The sequence below is a fragment of the Arthrobacter saudimassiliensis genome (assembly GCF_059090665.1).
Window position 1 is genome coordinate 890,302 of record NZ_JBNHFX010000001.1, and the last position, 16,628, is coordinate 906,929.

Here is a 16,628-nt window from a genome sequence, read left to right on the forward strand (position 1 = left end):
ACCGGGCGCCCGCAGGCGCCCGGTACCGCTGCCGCCAGGCTTATTCGTCTTCGTAGCCGTTGTTGTCGGCGAAGTCGGAGTCGATGGCGCGGGCTGCCTTGTCGAGCTCCTCCTGCACATCCGCACCGCCCCAGATGGCCAGCAGGGCGCTGCCCACGGAGCTGGTCACGGTCGGGTAGCCGGGAGTCACCGGGCGGGCGACGGCGATGCACTCGGCGGTGACGTCCTCGGAGCCGCAGGCGGAGGCCAGGTTGTCCGCGAAGAGCGCCAGCGGCTTGCCCTCGCCGTACAGCTCGCTGGTTTCCAGGGCGGAGGTGCTGCCCGGGATCGCGGCGTTCGCCTCGGTCATCGCGGTGATCGACTCATCGGACATCAGGAAGTCCAGGAACGCGCCGGCGGCTTCCTCGTTGCCTTCGGCGGCCGGGGTGGCGCCCCACTGCCAGGAGCCGTGGCCGGCCTTGGTGCCGTTGCCGAAGTCCGGCAGCGGCATCAGGACCAGGTCCTCGCCGAGGGCTTCGCTGAAGCCGGGGTACATCCAGTTGCCGGTCCAGGCCAGGGCGACCTGGCCGTCCTGGAACGCCGTGCCGCTGGTGTTCGGGTCGGTGAATTCCTTCCAGGAGGCCCATTCCTCGAGGGCGGCGACGTTCTCCTCGGAGTTCAGCACGCCGTCGGCGGCACCGTCCTTCATCAGGGTGCCGCCGGCGGACCACAGGTTGGGGCTGGTGGTGAACAGGCCCCACTCGGCGGCGAAGGAGTTGGCTTCACCCAGGTCGATGGCGTTGCCGGAGGGGCTGACCTCGGCCAGCTTGGCCAGGTTGGCGCGGAACTCCTCCACGGTCCAGGCCTCTTCCGCGGTGGTCGGCGCCTCGATGCCGGCGGCCTCGAGCAGCGAGGCGTTGCCCCACAGGCCCAGGCCGACGTCGAACATGCCGACGGCGTAGGTCTCGCCGTTGTAGGTGCCGGATTCCTTGACGCCGCCGATGCGGTTCTCCAGCACCTCTTCGGAGACGATGCCCTCCAGCGGCACGAGCTTGCGGTCATAGACGAACGACGCCATCGTCGGTGCGTCCATTTCCATAATGTCCGGCAGGTCATCTGCCGCAGTGGCCTGGACGGTGCTGGTGTAGTCCGCCTCGGGCACCAGGGTCAGGTTGACCGTGACGTCGTCGTTGGCGTCGTTGAACTTTTCCACGAGCGCTTCGAGCGCCTGGGCCTCGGCCGCCTGGCCGGAGTGGGCCCACACTTCGAGCGTGCCGTCGGCCGCGTTGCCGGCGTCGTCGCCGCCGCAGGCCGTCAGCATCAGTGCCAGCGCGAGACCGGCGCTGACGGACCCGGCGCGCAGCCGGGTGCCTTTCGATGAACGCATTTCTGCCCTTCCCCTAGGGTTCCCGGCGCCTCGGCTCCGGGGCTGTCGATGAGGTTCAGTTTGGCCTAGACCAATTTCTGAGTCAATCGATATGCTGTCGCGGTGATGTCACAATTTCGCGGCGCTCCGAAGTACTACCGCCTCAAGGAGCACCTGCGCACCCTCGCGGCGGCGGGCGAGCCCGGCTCGCTGCTGCCTACGGAGCGGGCGCTGGCCGCGGAATTCGGCACCTCGCGGACCACGGTCCGCCAGGCCATCGCCGAGCTGGTGGCGGAGGGTGTGCTGGACCGGCAGCAGGGCCACGGGACCTTCGTGGCGTACAACCGGCCCACCTATGTGCGGCAGCTGACCTCGTTCACCGAGGACGCCGGTGCGCAGGGGCTGCGCAGCTCCTCCCGGCTGCTGGGCATTTCCACCGTGGCGGCCGACGGCGAGGCGGCCGTCCGCCTGGAGCTGCCGGAGGGCTCTCCCCTGACCCGGGTGGAGCGGATCCGGCTGATCAATGACGAGCCGCTGGCGCACGAGACGGCGCTGCTGCCGGGGGACCTGCCGGAACTGGCCGAGGCGCTGGAACGCACCGGATCGCTGTATGCGGCGCTGCAGGAGAGCTACGGGGTGCGGATCACGGAGGCTGAGGACACGGTCCAGACCCGTTTGGCCGGTCCTGACGAAGTGGCGCTGCTGGGCCTGGAAATGGGCTTTCCGCTGTTGATGGTCCACCGGCTGGGGCTGGCCGGAGACCGCCCGGCGGAATGGACGCGGTCCCTGTTCCGCGGCGACCGGTTCCGGTTCCAGGCCCGCCGGCACCGGGACTGAGCTGTTCCGGCGGAGGCGGGGCCGGGCTGCCGCGGATGGCCACGGCGCCCGCATGCCCAACGGCAGGCGGGGCCGGCCCTGATCAGGACCGGCCCCGCCTGCGCTTGGTTATCCGCGCCGCTACTCGTAGCGCAGCGCGTCAATCGGGTTCTGCTTGGCGGCCCGGGCGGCGGGCAGCGTTCCGGCGATGAAGGCGATCAGCAGGACCAGCCCGATGATGCCGGCCACCGTTGCGGGGTCGAAGGCGGCGATCTGCAGGCCCGGCAGGTCGGCGAGCGGCCCGGCGGCCAGCAGGTTGCTGGCGGTGGTGCCGACGATGCCGGCCACGCCGGCGCCGAGGGCGGCGCCCAGCAGGCCGATGACGACGGCTTCGGTGCTGAACAGGGCGAAGATGCGCCCAGATCCCATGCCCATGGCCTTCATCAGCCCGATCTCCCGGGTCCGTTCCTGCACGCTCATCAGCAGGGTGTTCACGATGCCGAACCCCGCGGCGATCAGCGCGATTACGGCGAACGCGTTGAGCACACCGATCAGCCCGTCCAGGACGGTCTGCACCGCCCCGATCTGGTCCGACACCGTGAGGGCCGTGTAGCCCTGTGCGGAGAGCGCGTCCTTGACCGCGGCGGTGGCGGCCTCATCGGCGCCGTCCTCCACGTAGCTGAAGGCCATCATGTAGCCGCCGGTGAGCTCGGCCGGCAGCCCGGCGGCTTCGATGTCGGCGATGGCGGCGCGCAGCGAGGTGTTCATGCCCGCTCCGGCGGCGAACAGCGAATCGTTCTGCACGCCGACGACGGTGGCCTCCAGCTGGTGCAGCGTCCCGGCGTAGTCTTCGACGCCGATGGTGACCGTGCTGCCGGGCGCGGCGGCGACGTCGTCGTACCCCATCGCCTCCACATAGGAGACGGGCAGGATGACCTCGGGAGCCTCGGCGCCGGCGTCGAGCTGGCGGCCCGCGGCCAGGTCGACGTCGGCGACGCTGGCGGCGGGGCCGACGGTCAGTTCGTACTTGCCGTTGTCGCCGTATTCGATGAAGTCGGGGCTGAGCATCACGGCGGCCTCGACGCTGCGGACGCCTTCGGTGCCGCGGATGGCCTCGAGGTCGGCGTCGTCGAGCGTGGGCATGGCATTGGCGGGCTGTTCCGCGGCCGGATCGTAGGGTGCCGGTCCGGTGCCGGCGGCTTCGGTGTCGGCGGCGGCGGTGACCAGCAGCATGTCCTCGCCGCCGATGGACTCCATCTGCGCATCGATGTACGAGGTGATGCCGTTGCCGATCGCCGTCGTCAGGGTCAGGGTGAAGGCGCCGATGAAGATCGCGACGACGGTCAGCGCGGTGCGGGTCTTGCTGCGGAAGGTGTTCGCCACCGCGCGGCGGATGATGTCCCAGGCGCTCATGCGCGTGCCTCCTGCCGGGCGTCGACCTGACGGCCGTCGCGCATATGCAGCTGGCGGGCGCAGCGGGCGGCGAGGTCCGGATCGTGGGTGACGGTGACCAGGGTGATGCCGTCGGCGTTGAGGGAGAACAGGATGTCCTCGACCACCTCGCCGGTGGTTGTGTCCAGGTTGCCGGTGGGCTCATCGGCGAAGATGACCGCCGGGTCGTTGACCAGGGCGCGGGCGATCACCACGCGCTGCTTCTGCCCGCCGGAGAGGTCGGTGGCGCGGTTGCGCGCCTTGTCCGCCAGCTCGAGGCGCTCCAGGGCAGCCATGCCGCGCTCGCGCCGCTGCCGGGCGGGAACTCCGGCGATGGCCAGCGGCAGTGTCACGTTCTCCAGCACGGAGGCATTGGGGGTCAGGAAGAACTGCTGGAACACGAACCCGAAGTCCTGGTTGCGCAGCCGGTTCAGGTCCGTTTTGCCCAGGGTCGCGGCGTCCTGGCCGTGAACCGTCAGGGTGCCGCCGTCGGGACGGTCCAGCAGGGCGAGCAGGTGCATCAGAGTCGATTTGCCGGAGCCGGACTTGCCGATGATGGCCAGGGAGTCGCCCTGGTGGATGTCCAGGTCGACCCCCTTCAGCGCATCGAACCGGGTTTCGCCGCGGCCGTAGGATTTCCGCAGGTCACGTGCGGAGAGGACGGGATTGGTCATACGTTCAACACTAGGCAAGCAATCTGGACGAAAGTTGTGTGAGGTATTGACTTTTCGCCCTAGGTGCGGTGGGCGTGCGGACGGCTCCGGCCGACCTGCCGCCGCGCTGTCCTTGGCCGCCGCCCTCGCCGGTTCCGCCGGTTCCGCCGGTTCCGCCGGTTCCGCCGGTTCCGCCGGTTCCGCCGGCGGATTGTCAGAGCGTCACGCCGTCGGGCAGCTCCGGCTCCTCAAACTTCTGCTTGTCGCACTCGGCGCGGAGCTGCGGATAAGCCTCGGCGATGAGGTCCAGGATCCGGTTGCGGACCACGAGGTAGGCCTCCCCGACGCCGACCACGCCCTTGAATTCCTTCAGTTCCTCCTCGTAGGAGGTCTGGCGGTGGCGCAGGTAATTCACGGTCAGCCGGTCCAGGCGTGCCGGGGCGGTTTTCAGGCTGGCCGGCGACTGGCTGCGCCGCAGCCGGCTGTTGTAATGCTCAATGGCCTTCTGCCGCATGGTGTCCCACGGTTCGGCCTCAATCCGCAGCTCAAGCGACTGCGCGACGGCGACGGCTTCCTTCTTCTTCGCCAGCGCCCGTTCCCGGGCCGCCAGCTGGCGGGTGCGGGAGGCTTCGCGGGCGCGCTGGTACTCGGCGGTGGCCTCCACGGCAAGCACCCGGTCCCGGGCGTAGAGCTTCATGGGCGCGGCCTTGCGGGAGAACGGGTTACGCGCTGTCTTGTCCGGCTCGGGCAGGAACGTCTTGATCTGCGCGTCGGTCCAGCCGCGGTCCTTTTTCAGGTCTCCGGCGATGAAGAAGTCCTCGCTGCCGGCGGGTTTGGGACGCGGTGGGTGGTGCTTGCCTCGGGCCATGGGGTCTTTCCGGACGGTGGAACGGTGCCGCTCCATCTTACGGAGGAACGCGCTGCCCCGGAGCAGCGGGGGATGGTCAGAAGGGCGGTGGAACGTCGCCTGATGTCGCCTGCGGGCGGCCCGGTGGAAGGAGCTGCTGGAATCGGCGCCGCCGCACCTTCTCCAGAACCGCTTCCTTCGCCGCTTCACGTTCACTGGAGGACTTCGTTTCCCCCGCTGCTTGTCCGGACGGTTTCGCCGCTTCCTCCTCGACCGGTTTCCTCGCACCGCCGCCGTCACCGTCACCGTCGTCACGCCGTGTCGTTTCGGTGCCATCGTTGGGAAGGATGAGCGGTGGTCTCAGGGTGAGCTGAGGATCGGTTGTGTAGCTCCCGTGCAACGAGGAACTCCATGTGAGTTGCCCGTGGCTGTCTTGGCCGGCGTTCCAGAAGCCCTGTGACTTCAGCCGGTGGTGCTTCGGACACAGGTGGGCGAGATTGTCGTGGTCCGTCCGGCCCCCGTGGGACCAGGGCACGGTGTGGTCGATCTCCGACCGGGTTGCGTCCACGCTGCAACCGGGAAACCGGCAGGTTCCGTCGCGGGCGCGCAGCCAGCGGGACAGGCCGGCCGGAACCTTCCGACGCCGTCCCACCGCCAGGATTTCTCCCGTCGAGGGATCCCGGACCAGCCCGGTCCAGTATCTGCTCCTCCGAGCCAGCCGGCGGGCGGCGTCGGCGCTGATCGGGCCGTATCCGGCCAGCTCCGCGGGGAGATCATCACCGCCGAAGAGCGTGTCCGCATTGATGATGACCATGACCTCGGCCTTGACCCGCGAAAGATCCGGGTCGATGTCTGCGTCAACGTCGGCGATATCAGCAGGGCCGGCAGCAGGGCCGGAGGCGGCGGCGCCGGGGCCAGCGGCGGTGCCGGGGCCAGCGACGCCACCGGGGACAGGCCGGGACGGAGTTTTGGGCGGCGCGTTGGGGCTCAGCCCCTCCCGGCCCGACGTGCCCAGCAGGGTTCCGGTGAGCAGGTCAACGCGCAGCTGATCCATGGTCCGCCCGTCGCCGCTGTTCTTGTTGGCACGGGCGGCAGCGGAGAGCGCCCCGAACAGTGCCATGCCCTTTTCGGCGGCCATCATCGCTCCCAGGCAGGCCATGCCGTCGGGTGCAGGTTCCAGCCAGACCCGCCGCTTCGACAGGGCATCACGGTGCCGCTGCCGAATGGTGTCGGGATATCGCCGCTCACGGAGGGTGCGGGCTCTGCGGGACAGCTGCGCTGCCGTCAGCTTTGGGGCCGCCCGCAGCACCTCACTCTCGAAGGCCGGCGCATCCTCCGGCGGCACAAACTGCAGCTCCTCCAGCAGTACCCGCGCCTGCGGATAGGTGATGGCCCCGTACGACAGGTGCGCCAGCGTGGCGGAGCGTTCCCGGGTCAGCTTCCCGGACTCGGAGACCAGGCGCATGGCGCTCATGTGCGGCAGCCGCAGCACGGCCCCGACCTCGGCGGCCGTGGCGGACAGGACCGCCCCCGCCGTCTGGTCCGCAGGCAGGAGGGCCTTCGCCTTCCGATCCACCAGTTCCTCCACCCGCGCCACCACCCGGGCCTGCTGCGCCTGAGCCCATCCCATCAGGGCATCGAGCCGGGCAAGCGTGGCTGCGGCCTCGGCTTCATCAAGCGATTCCGCAGCCCTCAGCGACAACCAGCCGTCGAATCCCTCAGGCAGTGATTGCGGCGCGGGCCGGGACGCTCCGGCCGGGGCATCAGGCGGCAGCGCTCCCTCGCGCGCGCTGAAAGCCAGCGCAACCGACGCCGAAGCACCGAAAAGCGCCCTCTGCCCGGTGTCTGTCTGCGGCTTTTCCATGCGTTAAGAATTTCAGCCGGCACTGACAAAACAGGGCCGAAAAGGAGGATATCCACCACCACCCGATACCGGTTCTCCGGCAGTTTTTACCCGTGTTTTCAGCCGGCGGATTACCCGCTCTCACATCCGTTACGTGTCGGTCCGTTGGTGCCCCGGGAGGTGACCGACGCACCCCTGAACCGCTGCCCCGGCAGTTCGTCCGACATCCCTTACCATCGCTGACCGGAGCTGGGCCGGTCGCGGTACGGACCACGACAGCGCTGGCGGGTCCAGGACGGACTGTTCGGACGGCTCAGGCCCGTCCAGTCGGTCCAAGCAATACAAGCCGGCTCGGGGCTCAGTACAGTTCGGGCCGGTTCAGGTCGTCCGCGTCCCACGACAGATCGGCGCCTTCCCGCAGCGGAAGCGCCTCAATGTTGGGATCCTGCACCAACGCCGCAATCAGCTCCCGACTGCCGGCAACGACGGTGGAATCGAAGTCGATCTCCGAGACCAGCACCCAGGCGTGGTCGGCCGGCCAGAGAATATTGGGCGACTGTGGAAACCACGGTGCGTGGTGCCACAGCACCTTTTCAACCCATCCCCGGTCCTGGAAGAACCTCGCTCCGGCAGCGAAAAGGTAGTAGCTGCGGTCCGGCAGATCCAGGGTTGGGGCGAGCACGACGTCGGCGGGCAGCAGCCCGGACCCCGGGGGCGGGTTCCCCGCCAGCGGGTCGGTGCCGTGCGGCCCGGTTCCCAGCCCGAGCCGATGGGCTTCCTCCAGGCTGACCCACCTTGCTGGTTCGTCCGCGCCTGCCGCTTCCGCACTGCCGTCGTGAGGCTGGTCGCTGCCACGGTCGCCGGCGTCACGCTCCGCCTCACCCGGTTCCGTTTCCTCGGACCAGGCGACCTCAAGTTGGGCATATCCGGCCGAGCTGGTCAGCCCGCCGTATCCTTCCCAGATGGCGGCCACGCCGGCGTCGGGCGTGGCAGTGTGGGCTGCCAGATGGAGGCAGACCCGGGCGAGGACGTCGGCCGCCAGGTTGCCCTGCTGCGGTTCGGAGTAACGTCGTCCCCGATCGTCCAGCGGCCCGTAGGCGCTCTGTACCCCCGGCAGGATCAGCCGGCTGAACTGAGCAAGCGGATGCATGGTCGTTCCCATCGCAGCAGCCACGTCAGCCCAGCGGATGGTCTCTTCTTCGATCTTCGGCCCGGCTGCGCAGGCCCGGTCCGCCGGCCCGTCAGGCGGCTGCCGGTCCCATCCCGAACCCTTCGGCCAGTCCCGCTGCACCGGGTGGAAGATCCGCGCGTACGCCTCGAATCCGCGGGGCACGACGGCGTGCATGTCCTTCCACTCCGCATCGATCCGCGGGCGCAGCCACTCCCCCGGCCCGGCCTGCTTCAACGGAGTTCCCGGCGGGAGGGCCGGCGGCGTTTCCTCCCTGTCCGGTTCTCCCTGACCCCGGCTGCTGTCCATCCGTCGTCCTAGCCCGAGACCGCAAACGGGTCGAAGCGGAGCCGCGCGAACATCTGCTGCTGCGCGGCCTGGGCCGCGTCGTCCTCATCCTCCGTGATCCGCTGGGCGACATAGCGGTACATCTTCTCGCGGACCAGATACGCCTCGGCGTCGGTCAGCGGCCCGGCAGCCAGCGCCCCGGCGCGTTCCTCCAGCTCCGGCAGCCGGGCCAGCCCGGCGTCGTCGGGCGCCATGGCAATGCCGAACGCGACGTCGAGCACGGCACCGGCCGACTCACCGTCGGTGGCGACGGGGTCGGCGTCGACGACGGCGAGCGTGCGCTCCGCGGCAGCCCGCGCCGCCCCGTAGGACTGCAGGCCCAGCAGGAAACGCACCTGCTCGGCACCCGAGGAGGAGTCGTATATCGGCCCGTCCAGCCACTCCAGCACGCTTTCACGCCACTGGTGGCTGCCGGTATAGAAGAGCAGGACCGTGGCGTGGCCGGCGACGGCGGCGCGCAGCCGGCGGATTTCCCCGCCGTCCGGCCCTGTTCCGTCGCTGTCATCGCTGCCGGCGGGGAATTCGCGCAGGGCCTGCTCGGCGATCTGCTGCAGGTGCGCGGCCAGCTCGTCGTCCCGCACCGACCCGAACTGTCCCCACTCGGCGATGTCCTCCGTGTACAGGCTCAGCTCACGCATCAGGAACCGGACCCAGGGGCTGCCCGGACCGTACTCCTCCACAGCCAGGGGAAACGCCCCGATCAGGTAGTAGGGATCCCGCGGGGTGCGCAGGTCCCAGGCCGCGGTGAACAGGTGGATGGCAAGCTCGCGGTCATAGGTGAGCGCGGGAACGGATTCGGTATAAGCCCACGCCTGTTCGCAGGCCGCCGCGCCTTCCTCCGGCTCGCCGGTGATGTAGAGCGTCTCGGCGGCCCGCAGCAGCGTCATCGCGTATGCCTTCGGATCCGGGATGCCTGCTGCTTCCATCGCCCGTGCGGCGTCGGCCAGGTCGGCGGCCGCAACAGCCGGCGGCCGACCCTCATTGTGTTGTCTCCCCATGCAGACACCCTAGTGGGAGCGGGGATTCCCGCCCGGAGCGGCACGCGGAAACCCCGATACCGGCCCGGAAAGGCAACCCGGCCGAGGGACGGTCCGGCCCGGAAACGGCAGGTGCCGCCTCCCCCGGAGGGACGGCGGCACCTGCGCAGCGGATCGCTGGCTGCAGCTATCGGCGGGAGCCCGCCCCGGCGTCGGCCGGAACCGTCTGCCCGCCGTCACCGGCAGCGGAGGGGTCCAGGTGCGGGTGGCGGCGCTCCAGCGAAGCGCCCTCCACGTCCACGTCGGGCAGGATGCGGTCCAGCCACTTCGGCAGCCACCAGGCCTTGTCGCCGGCCAGGTGCATCAGCGCCGGAATCAGCAGCATGCGGACCACGAAGGCATCCAGCAGCACGCCGAAGGCCAGCGCAAAACCGATCGGCCGGATCATCGCGCTGTGCGAGAACACGAACCCGCCGAACACCGAGATCATGATGATCGCCGCGGCGGTCACCACGGACCGGCCGGCACGCACGCCCTGCACCACGGCCAACCGCGCCGGCGCGCCGTGGGCGTACGCCTCACGCATGCCGGAGCCGATGAACAGCATGTAGTCCATGGCCAGGCCGAACAGGATGCCGACCAGGATGGTGGGCAGGAAGTTCAGGATCGGGCCGGGCGTCTCCACGCCGAACACTCCGGCCAGCCAGCCCCACTGGTAAATGGCGACGACGCCGCCGAGCGCACCGAAGTAGGACAGGATGAACCCGAGGGTCGCCACGATCGGCACGAAGATCGAGCGGAACACCAGGATCAGGATGATCAGCGAGAGCCCGACGACGACGGCCAGGTAGATCGGCAGCGCTTCGGCCAGCTTGTCGGAGATGTCGATGTTGCCCGACGCCGAGCCGGCCACGCCCAGCTCGTACTCACCGTTCAGCGGGGACAGGTCGCGCAGGGTGTGCACCAGCTCCTCGGTGGACTCGCTGGTCGGCCCCTCTTCGGGAATGATCTGGAAGGCGGTGGTCTGCCCGTCCTCGGAGCTGCCGATCGGGGCGACGGCGGCGACGTCGTCCTGCTCGAACAGGGTCTCGGCGATTTCCTGCTGCGCGGCCAGGCCGGCGGCCTCGTCGGCCGGAGCCTCGGGCAGTTCGGCGACCACGAGCAGGGACCCGTTCTGGCCCTCGCCGAACTTCTCGGACACCGCGGTGTAGGCCTGGTACTGCGTCGAATCCGTGGCCTCGGAGGAGCCGTCCGGCAGGTTCAGGCGCAGCTCCAGGGCCGGAATGGCGACCAGCAGCAGGCCGGCAATGCAGGCCAGGGCGGTCAGCACCGCGCGGGCGGTGCCCATGGGCTTCGCCTGAGCGGCACCCGGAACCGAGGCTCCGGCAGAGCCGGCCGCGTCCGGGCCGGCGTCGGATGCATCGGCGGACCCGGCGGCGTGGGACCCGGCTGTGTAGGAGCCGGCCGCGTGCGCGCCGTGCGCGGCTGCCGGGGCCTGCCCCGCCGTCGTGCCGGTGCCGTGCGCCTCGTCCCGGGCGGCACGTTCCTTGCGGCTGAGCACCCGCATGCCGGCCAGCTTCAGCAGCGCCGGAGTCAGGGTGACGGCGATCAGCACCGCGATGGCGATGCAGCCGGCGCCCACGGTGCCCATCAGGCCCAGGAACGGAATGCCGGTGACGTTCAGGGCCAGCAGGGCGATGAAGACCGTCATGCCGGCGAAGACCACGGCGTTGCCGGAGGTGCCGTTCGCCAGGGCGATGGACTCCTGGACGTCGTAGCCGCCCTTGAGCTGGCGGCGGTGCCGGTTGACGATGAACAGCGAGTAGTCGATGCCCACGGCCAGGCCGAGCATCAGGCCCAGCACCGGGGTCACCGAGGCCATCTCGACGACGCCGGAGAAGGCCATGGAGCCCAGCGCGCCGATGCCCACGCCGATCAGCGCGGTGATGATGGGCAGGCCGGCGCCGATCAGGGTGCCGAGCATGATCACCAGCACGATGCCGGCCACGACCAGGCCCACGACCTCGCCGACGCCGAAGATGCTGGGCACGCCGCCGGCGATTTCGGCGGAGAAGTCGGCGGTGACGCCGTCGATCGGCTGGTCTTCGAAGACCGCGACCAGCGCGTCGGTGGTGTCCTTGGAGATGTCCAGCTGCGCTTCGGAGAAGACCACGTTCACGATGGCGGCGCTGCCGTCCTCGGACACGGTGCGGATCTCGGCGGCCATGTCCAGCAGCGAGGCGCCGGATTCCAGCTGCACGGCCTGCGCTTCGAGTTCGGCGGCGCCGGCCTCGAGCTCGGCGCGCCCGGCGTCGAGCTGGGCCTGCTGCTCATCGAGCTGGGCCTGCTGTGCGTCCAGCTGGGGCGCGGCGGCGTCGAGCATCCCGCCGGCCTCGGCCTGGGCACGGGCGGCATCCAGCTGCGCCTGACCGGCGTCGAGCTGGGCCTGTCCGGCGTCGAGCTCGGCGCGGGCGGACTCCAGCTGTTCCCGGCCGGCGTCGAGCTGCGGCTGGCCGGCCTCGATCTGCTCGCGCTGCTCGGCGCGCTGGGCCTCGGTTTCGAAGGGGTCGACGGCGTTCTCCACGCCGTCCACGTCCGCCGTCTTCGTGACCAGCGCGCTGATCTGCTCACGCTGCTCGGGGGTGAAGGCGGAGCCGTCCTCGGTCTGCAGGACCACGCTGCCGGTGCCGCCGGAAGCCTCGGGCAGCTCGGACTGCAGCTGCTCGGTGACCTCAGCGGTGGGGGTGTTGGGAATGGAGAAGCTGGTGGCAAGGGTGCCGCCGAACATGGCAAACGCGGCGCCGGCCGCAACCAGCAACGCGAGCCAGAGCCCGATCACGGTCTTGGCCCGGCGCGCGGCGGCCGCGCCCAGGCGGTAAAGGAATTCAGCCAAGGGGAGACTTTCCGTCAGGGGTGGGTGTATCAGGGAACGTGCGGGAGCAGGCCGTGGTGCCGTGCCCCGACTTCAGTGCGGTGAGGAACTGTTCACGAAGCCGGATCCAGACTTCGCGGGATTCAGGGGTGTCGGCCGCGCCGGTGGCTGCGCTCCAGTGCTGGTAGAGCACCGCCAGCCCGCCGATGAAGGCTCCGGAGAGCAGGTCGACGTCGAGCGGGTCCGCGTCCGGGTAGGCCAGGCGCAGTTCCGCCGACATCCGCCGGGTGATCGCGGTGAAGGAGCGAAGGGCGATCAGCGCGGACCGCGGCGAAGGCTGCGCGTCGCCCAGCTGGCCGCCGTCGCTGAGCATGGCGGTGAGCCGGGCCATCGGGCCGACGACGTCGCTGGCACGCAAGGCGGCTATGACCTGGTCCGCCATGCTTCCAGGTACCCCGGTGCCCTGCTTCATGGGAGAAATCAGCTCATCCAGCGTGCTGCCCAGGAGCTCGCTGCAGGCTTCGACAATGACCTCGTCGAGGGAGCTGAAGTGGTTGAACACGGTGCGGCGGGCGACGTCGGCCCGCGCGGCTAGCTCGTCCACGCTGAAATTCATGCCCCGCTCGCTCATCAGGGACGCCGCGGCGTCAATGATGGCGCGGCGGTGCCGCTGCTTCAGGCTGGACCGGCGGTCCGGTGCTGCGGAGGCGGCGGAAACGGTCACGTAACGACACTAGGTGCATCGTTGCACCCGGTGCAACTCGGCGGAGAATACCTGACATGCGGAGGATTGGACTATGGCTTTGACGCTGCGAGGCCGACAACTCTCGGCGGGTTCAGGCTCCTATGGCTGCGCCTTAACAGCATCAACCCGCCGAAGGTTGATGGACGCACCCACCAACCCAGCATCAACCCGCCGAAGGTTGATGGACGCACCCACCAACCCAGCATCAACCCGCCGAAGGTTGAGCCCAGGCGCCCGCGCAACCGCGCAACCCCGCAACGCGTCATTTGAGTCATTACGCAACGTTCATGTTGCGTAATCAGACACCGCTTAGGTTAGCCTTAGCTATGCCGCTTCCCCCACGCGGCGCTTGAGCCACAGCCGCCTCTCCTTTCCCAACCGGCGGCTGCCCTGAACGAGGAGTGAACACAGTTGTTCCTGCCCAAGAAGACCGCGGCCCTGGCTGCCGCCGCCGCCCTGACGCTGACCCTCGCCGCCTGCGGCGGCAGCGCCGAAGCGGAATCGGAAACGCCCGCAACGGGCAGCTCCGCCGACTGGCCGCGCACCATTGAGCACGAAGCCGGCGAAACCGTCATCGACGCCCAGCCGGAGCGGATCGTCTCCACGTCGCTGTCCGTGACCGGAACCCTGCTGGCCATCGATGCCCCGGTGGCCGCCACCGCCGTCACCGCGGCCCGCCCGGGCAGCACCGATGAAAACGGATTCTTCGCGCAGTGGGCCGATACCGCCGTCGAGCGCGACGTCGAGCCGCTCTACACCGTCGGTGAGTTCGATCTGGAAGCCGTGATCGCCCATGATCCGGACCTGATCGTCGTCTCCACCTCCGGCGCCGACTCCGTGCTGGACCAGTACGAGGCGCTCTCCGACATCGCCCCCACCGTGGTGGTCAACTACGGCGACCAGACCTGGCAGGACCTGGCCGGGGAGCTCGGCGAAGCCACCGGCCTCGAGGCCGAAGCCGAAGCCGCGGTCACCGAGTTCGACGCCCTGGTCGAGGAAACCGCCGGAAAGATCGGCATCGAAGAGGGCACCACCGCCTCGGTCGTCTCCTACAACGCCGGGGACACCTCGCCCGTGGGCAAGCCGACCGGCCCGCACGCGCAGCTGCTGGAGAAGCTGGGCTTCACCGTCAACGAACCGCCGGCCGAATTCGACACCTCCACCCAGAAACGCGAGGACTTCGCCTTCACCTCCTACGAGGGCCTGGCCGACTCCGTCATCGGCGACTACGCGTTCCTGATCAGCGCCGATGACAAGCGCGTCGAGGCGTTCAAGGCCGATCCAACCCTGGCCAACCTCCCCTCCGTGCAGAACGACACCGTCTTCGCGCTCGGCCTGGCCTCCTTCCGGATGGACCCCTACTCCGCGACGGACATCGTGACCTGGTTCGGCGACACCTTCGCCCAGTAGGTACCGCAAAGACCGTTCCATCGTGTTGCAGAAACCGCGCCGCCAGCACCGGCAGGGCCTCGGCTGGATTCTCGGCCTCGCCCTGCTGGTGCTGCTGGCGTTGCTGAGCCTCGCCGTCGGCTCCCGCCCCATTGCCCCCGCCGACAGCTGGGCGGCCCTGACCGCCTTCGATCCCAGCCGGAACACGCATCTGCTGGTCCGTGAGCTGCGGCTGCCGCGCACCGTGCTGGCAGTGGTCGTCGGCGCGGCCCTCGGCCTGGCCGGAGCGCTCATGCAGGCGCTGACCCGCAATCCGCTGGCCGAGCCGGGCATCCTCGGGGTGAACTCCGGCGCCGCGTTCGCCGTCGCCGTCGGTCTGGGCTTCTTCGGCGCGAACGCGCCGATGCAGTACATGTGGTTCGCCTTTGCAGGCGCTGCCGCCGCCTCGGTGGTCGTCTACCTGCTGGGCCGGGCGCACGACGCCGGCACCAACCCGGTGCGCCTGGTCCTCGCCGGCGCGGGACTGTCGGTGATGCTCGGCGCGGCCACCTCGATCCTGCTGATCGCCGGCACCGAAGAGAACCTCACCGCCTACGCCTCCTGGGCCACCGGTTCCCTGCAGGGCCGCGGCTGGGATGTGCTGCCCTGGGTGGCCGGCGCCTGCGTGCTGGCGATCGCCGCCGCCCTGCCCACCGCGTCCAGCCTGGACTCGCTCTCCCTGGGCCGGGACCTGGGGCAAACCCTCGGCGTGCGCATACGCACCACATGGCTCACCGGCACCGGCGCCATCCTGCTGCTCGCCGGCGCCGCGACCGCCGCCGCCGGGCCCATCAGCTTCCTGGGCCTCGCCGCTCCGCACATCGCCCGGCTGGTCACCGGGCCGAACCACCGGAGGCTGCTGCCCTTCTCCATGCTCCTCGGTGCACTGCTGCTGCTGGTCGCCGACATCCTGGGCCGCACCGTCGCCGCGCCCGCCGAAATCGGTGCCGGAGTGATGAGCGCCCTGGTCGGCGCCCCGTTCTTCATCGCCCTGGCCCGCCGTCGGAAGCTGGTGAAACTGTGAGCCTCAGGACGCCGCCACCGCGGACAGGAACCGCCCCCGACGCCGGCCCCTCCCCGCGCGTCTCCCCGCGCGTCCTGGCCCTCGGGCTCGTGCGGCTGCGGGTTTCGGCGCGCACCGGCGTCGTCGGTCTCGTCCTGGCCGCCGCCGCGGCGCTGCTGGCGGTGCTGTCCATGCAGACCGGCACCCTGGCCCTGGCCTTCGGCGACGTGCTGGCCGCGGTGTTCGGCGGCGGGGAACCGCGCACCCAGGCCGTGGTGCAGCGCATCCGGCTGCCGCGGACCGTCACGGCCCTGGCCGTGGGCGCCTGCCTGGGCGCCGCCGGCGCCACCTTTCAGTCCATCTCCCGCAACGCCCTGGGTTCCCCCGACATCATCGGCTTCACCACCGGAGCCGCCACCGGTGCCGTGGCGCAGATCGTGCTGTTCAATGCCGGTCCGCTGGCCACCGCGCTGTGGGCGGTCGGCGGCGGGCTGGCCGCCGCCGGCGCGGTCTACCTGCTCTCACTGCGCGGCGGCGTCACCGGCGGGTACCGGCTGGTGCTGATCGGCATCGGCGTCGGCGCCATGCTCAGCGCCCTGAACACCGTCCTGCTGGCCAAGGGAGACTCGGACCTGGCGGCGCAGGCGCACCTGTGGCTCTCCGGTTCCCTCGCCGCCCGCACCTGGGCGCACGCGCTGCCGGTGCTGGCCGCCGTCGCGCTCCTGCTGCCGGTGCTGCTGGCCCTGGGCCGGAAGCTGTCGCTCCTGGAAATGGGCGAGGACGCCGCCCGCGCCCTGGGGATCCGCACCGAACGGGTGCGGCTCACAGCCATGGCCGCCGCCGTCGGGCTCACCGCCCTGGCCACCGCTGCCGCGGGACCGATCACGTTCGTGGCCCTCGCTGCCCCGCAGCTGGCCGCCCGCCTCACCCGCTCCCCCGGTGTGCCCATCGGCACCGGCGCGCTGATGGGCGCGGTGCTGATGGTGGGCTCCGACCTGCTCACCCAGCACCTGCCGATCCAGGCCGCGGTGCCCATCGGGCTGATGACCGGACTGGTGGGCGGCATCTACCTGCTGTGGCTGCTGACCCGTTCCCGGCAGGTGTAGCCGTGCCCCGCAGCCCTGATCCCCGGCATTCCGCTCCCAAGGAGGC

The 16,628-nt window shown here is 70.2% G+C and carries 13 protein-coding genes; 4 read left to right on the forward strand and 9 right to left on the reverse strand.

Annotation, left to right across the window (positions count from 1 at the left end):
- Nucleotides 1-40: 40 nt before the first annotated feature.
- Nucleotides 41-1,366, reverse strand: a complete 1,326-nt coding sequence (locus tag AC5RV6_RS04105; protein WP_494006002.1) for an ABC transporter substrate-binding protein — start codon at nucleotides 1,364-1,366, stop codon at nucleotides 41-43.
- Nucleotides 1,367-1,471: 105 nt separating this feature from the next.
- Between AC5RV6_RS04105 and AC5RV6_RS04110 the strand changes: the two genes are divergently transcribed.
- The gene (locus tag AC5RV6_RS04110; RefSeq protein WP_494006622.1) at nucleotides 1,472-2,182 is read left to right on the forward strand and encodes a GntR family transcriptional regulator; all 711 of its coding nucleotides are present in this window, start codon (nucleotides 1,472-1,474) and stop codon (nucleotides 2,180-2,182) included.
- 120 nt (nucleotides 2,183-2,302) lie between these two features.
- Here AC5RV6_RS04110 and AC5RV6_RS04115 read toward each other — a convergent pair whose 3' ends face one another.
- The 8 genes from AC5RV6_RS04115 to AC5RV6_RS04150 form a co-directional block, all read right to left on the reverse strand.
- Nucleotides 2,303-3,574 (reverse strand): ABC transporter permease, encoded by a 1,272-nt coding sequence (locus AC5RV6_RS04115; protein ID WP_494006003.1) that lies wholly within the window; start codon nucleotides 3,572-3,574, stop codon nucleotides 2,303-2,305.
- On the reverse strand, nucleotides 3,571-4,266 hold the full coding sequence (locus AC5RV6_RS04120) for an ABC transporter ATP-binding protein (RefSeq protein WP_494006004.1): 696 nt from the start codon (nucleotides 4,264-4,266) through the stop codon (nucleotides 3,571-3,573). The genes AC5RV6_RS04115 and AC5RV6_RS04120 overlap by 4 nt, the downstream gene beginning before the upstream one ends.
- A 193-nt stretch (nucleotides 4,267-4,459) precedes the next feature.
- Nucleotides 4,460-5,113, reverse strand: coding sequence for a hypothetical protein (locus AC5RV6_RS04125; RefSeq protein WP_494006005.1), 654 nt, complete (start codon nucleotides 5,111-5,113; stop codon nucleotides 4,460-4,462).
- Between the two features lie 76 nt (nucleotides 5,114-5,189).
- The gene (locus tag AC5RV6_RS04130) at nucleotides 5,190-6,956 is read right to left on the reverse strand and encodes an HNH endonuclease (RefSeq protein WP_494006006.1); all 1,767 of its coding nucleotides are present in this window, start codon (nucleotides 6,954-6,956) and stop codon (nucleotides 5,190-5,192) included.
- Nucleotides 6,957-7,293: 337 nt separating this feature from the next.
- Nucleotides 7,294-8,340, reverse strand: a complete 1,047-nt coding sequence (locus AC5RV6_RS04135) for a hypothetical protein (protein WP_494006007.1) — start codon at nucleotides 8,338-8,340, stop codon at nucleotides 7,294-7,296.
- A gap of 80 nt (nucleotides 8,341-8,420) precedes the next feature.
- Nucleotides 8,421-9,449 (reverse strand): hypothetical protein, encoded by a 1,029-nt coding sequence (locus tag AC5RV6_RS04140; protein ID WP_494006008.1) that lies wholly within the window; start codon nucleotides 9,447-9,449, stop codon nucleotides 8,421-8,423.
- Between the two features lie 166 nt (nucleotides 9,450-9,615).
- Nucleotides 9,616-12,321: an MMPL family transporter gene (locus tag AC5RV6_RS04145; RefSeq protein WP_494006009.1), complete on the reverse strand. Its 2,706-nt coding sequence runs from the start codon at nucleotides 12,319-12,321 to the stop codon at nucleotides 9,616-9,618.
- Nucleotides 12,314-13,024: a TetR/AcrR family transcriptional regulator gene (locus tag AC5RV6_RS04150; RefSeq protein WP_494006010.1), complete on the reverse strand. Its 711-nt coding sequence runs from the start codon at nucleotides 13,022-13,024 to the stop codon at nucleotides 12,314-12,316. Before AC5RV6_RS04150 ends, AC5RV6_RS04145 begins: the two co-directional genes overlap by 8 nt.
- Before the next feature lie 432 nt (nucleotides 13,025-13,456).
- On the opposite strand from AC5RV6_RS04150, the gene fepB reads away from it, so the two are divergent.
- From fepB to AC5RV6_RS04165, 3 genes are read left to right on the forward strand one after another with little or no spacing between them, the layout of a single operon-like run.
- Entirely contained in the window at nucleotides 13,457-14,455 is a 999-nt protein-coding gene (fepB, locus tag AC5RV6_RS04155; protein ID WP_494006011.1) for a Fe2+-enterobactin ABC transporter substrate-binding protein, read from the forward strand.
- 22 nt (nucleotides 14,456-14,477) lie between these two features.
- Nucleotides 14,478-15,497 carry a FecCD family ABC transporter permease gene (locus AC5RV6_RS04160; RefSeq protein ID WP_494006012.1) on the forward strand — a complete coding sequence of 340 codons (1,020 nt, stop codon included), beginning with the start codon at nucleotides 14,478-14,480 and terminating at the stop codon, nucleotides 15,495-15,497.
- Nucleotides 15,494-16,582: a FecCD family ABC transporter permease gene (locus AC5RV6_RS04165; protein WP_494006013.1), complete on the forward strand. Its 1,089-nt coding sequence runs from the start codon at nucleotides 15,494-15,496 to the stop codon at nucleotides 16,580-16,582. Before AC5RV6_RS04160 ends, AC5RV6_RS04165 begins: the two co-directional genes overlap by 4 nt.
- The last annotated feature ends 46 nt before the right edge of the window (nucleotides 16,583-16,628 follow it).

What these genes read in the sequence shown, in the direction of transcription:
- AC5RV6_RS04130 (WP_494006006.1), bottom strand. Translation starts at nt 6,956, where the DNA reads ATGGAAAAGCCGCAGACAGACACCGGGCAGAGGGCGCTTTTCGGTGCT.
- AC5RV6_RS04120 (WP_494006004.1), bottom strand. Translation starts at nt 4,266, where the DNA reads ATGACCAATCCCGTCCTCTCCGCACGTGACCTGCGGAAATCCTACGGC.
- AC5RV6_RS04125 (WP_494006005.1), bottom strand. Translation starts at nt 5,113, where the DNA reads ATGGCCCGAGGCAAGCACCACCCACCGCGTCCCAAACCCGCCGGCAGC.
- AC5RV6_RS04110 (WP_494006622.1), top strand. Translation starts at nt 1,472, where the DNA reads ATGTCACAATTTCGCGGCGCTCCGAAGTACTACCGCCTCAAGGAGCAC.
- AC5RV6_RS04115 (WP_494006003.1), bottom strand. Translation starts at nt 3,574, where the DNA reads ATGAGCGCCTGGGACATCATCCGCCGCGCGGTGGCGAACACCTTCCGC.
- AC5RV6_RS04140 (WP_494006008.1), bottom strand. Translation starts at nt 9,449, where the DNA reads ATGGGGAGACAACACAATGAGGGTCGGCCGCCGGCTGTTGCGGCCGCC.
- AC5RV6_RS04105 (WP_494006002.1), bottom strand. Translation starts at nt 1,366, where the DNA reads ATGCGTTCATCGAAAGGCACCCGGCTGCGCGCCGGGTCCGTCAGCGCC.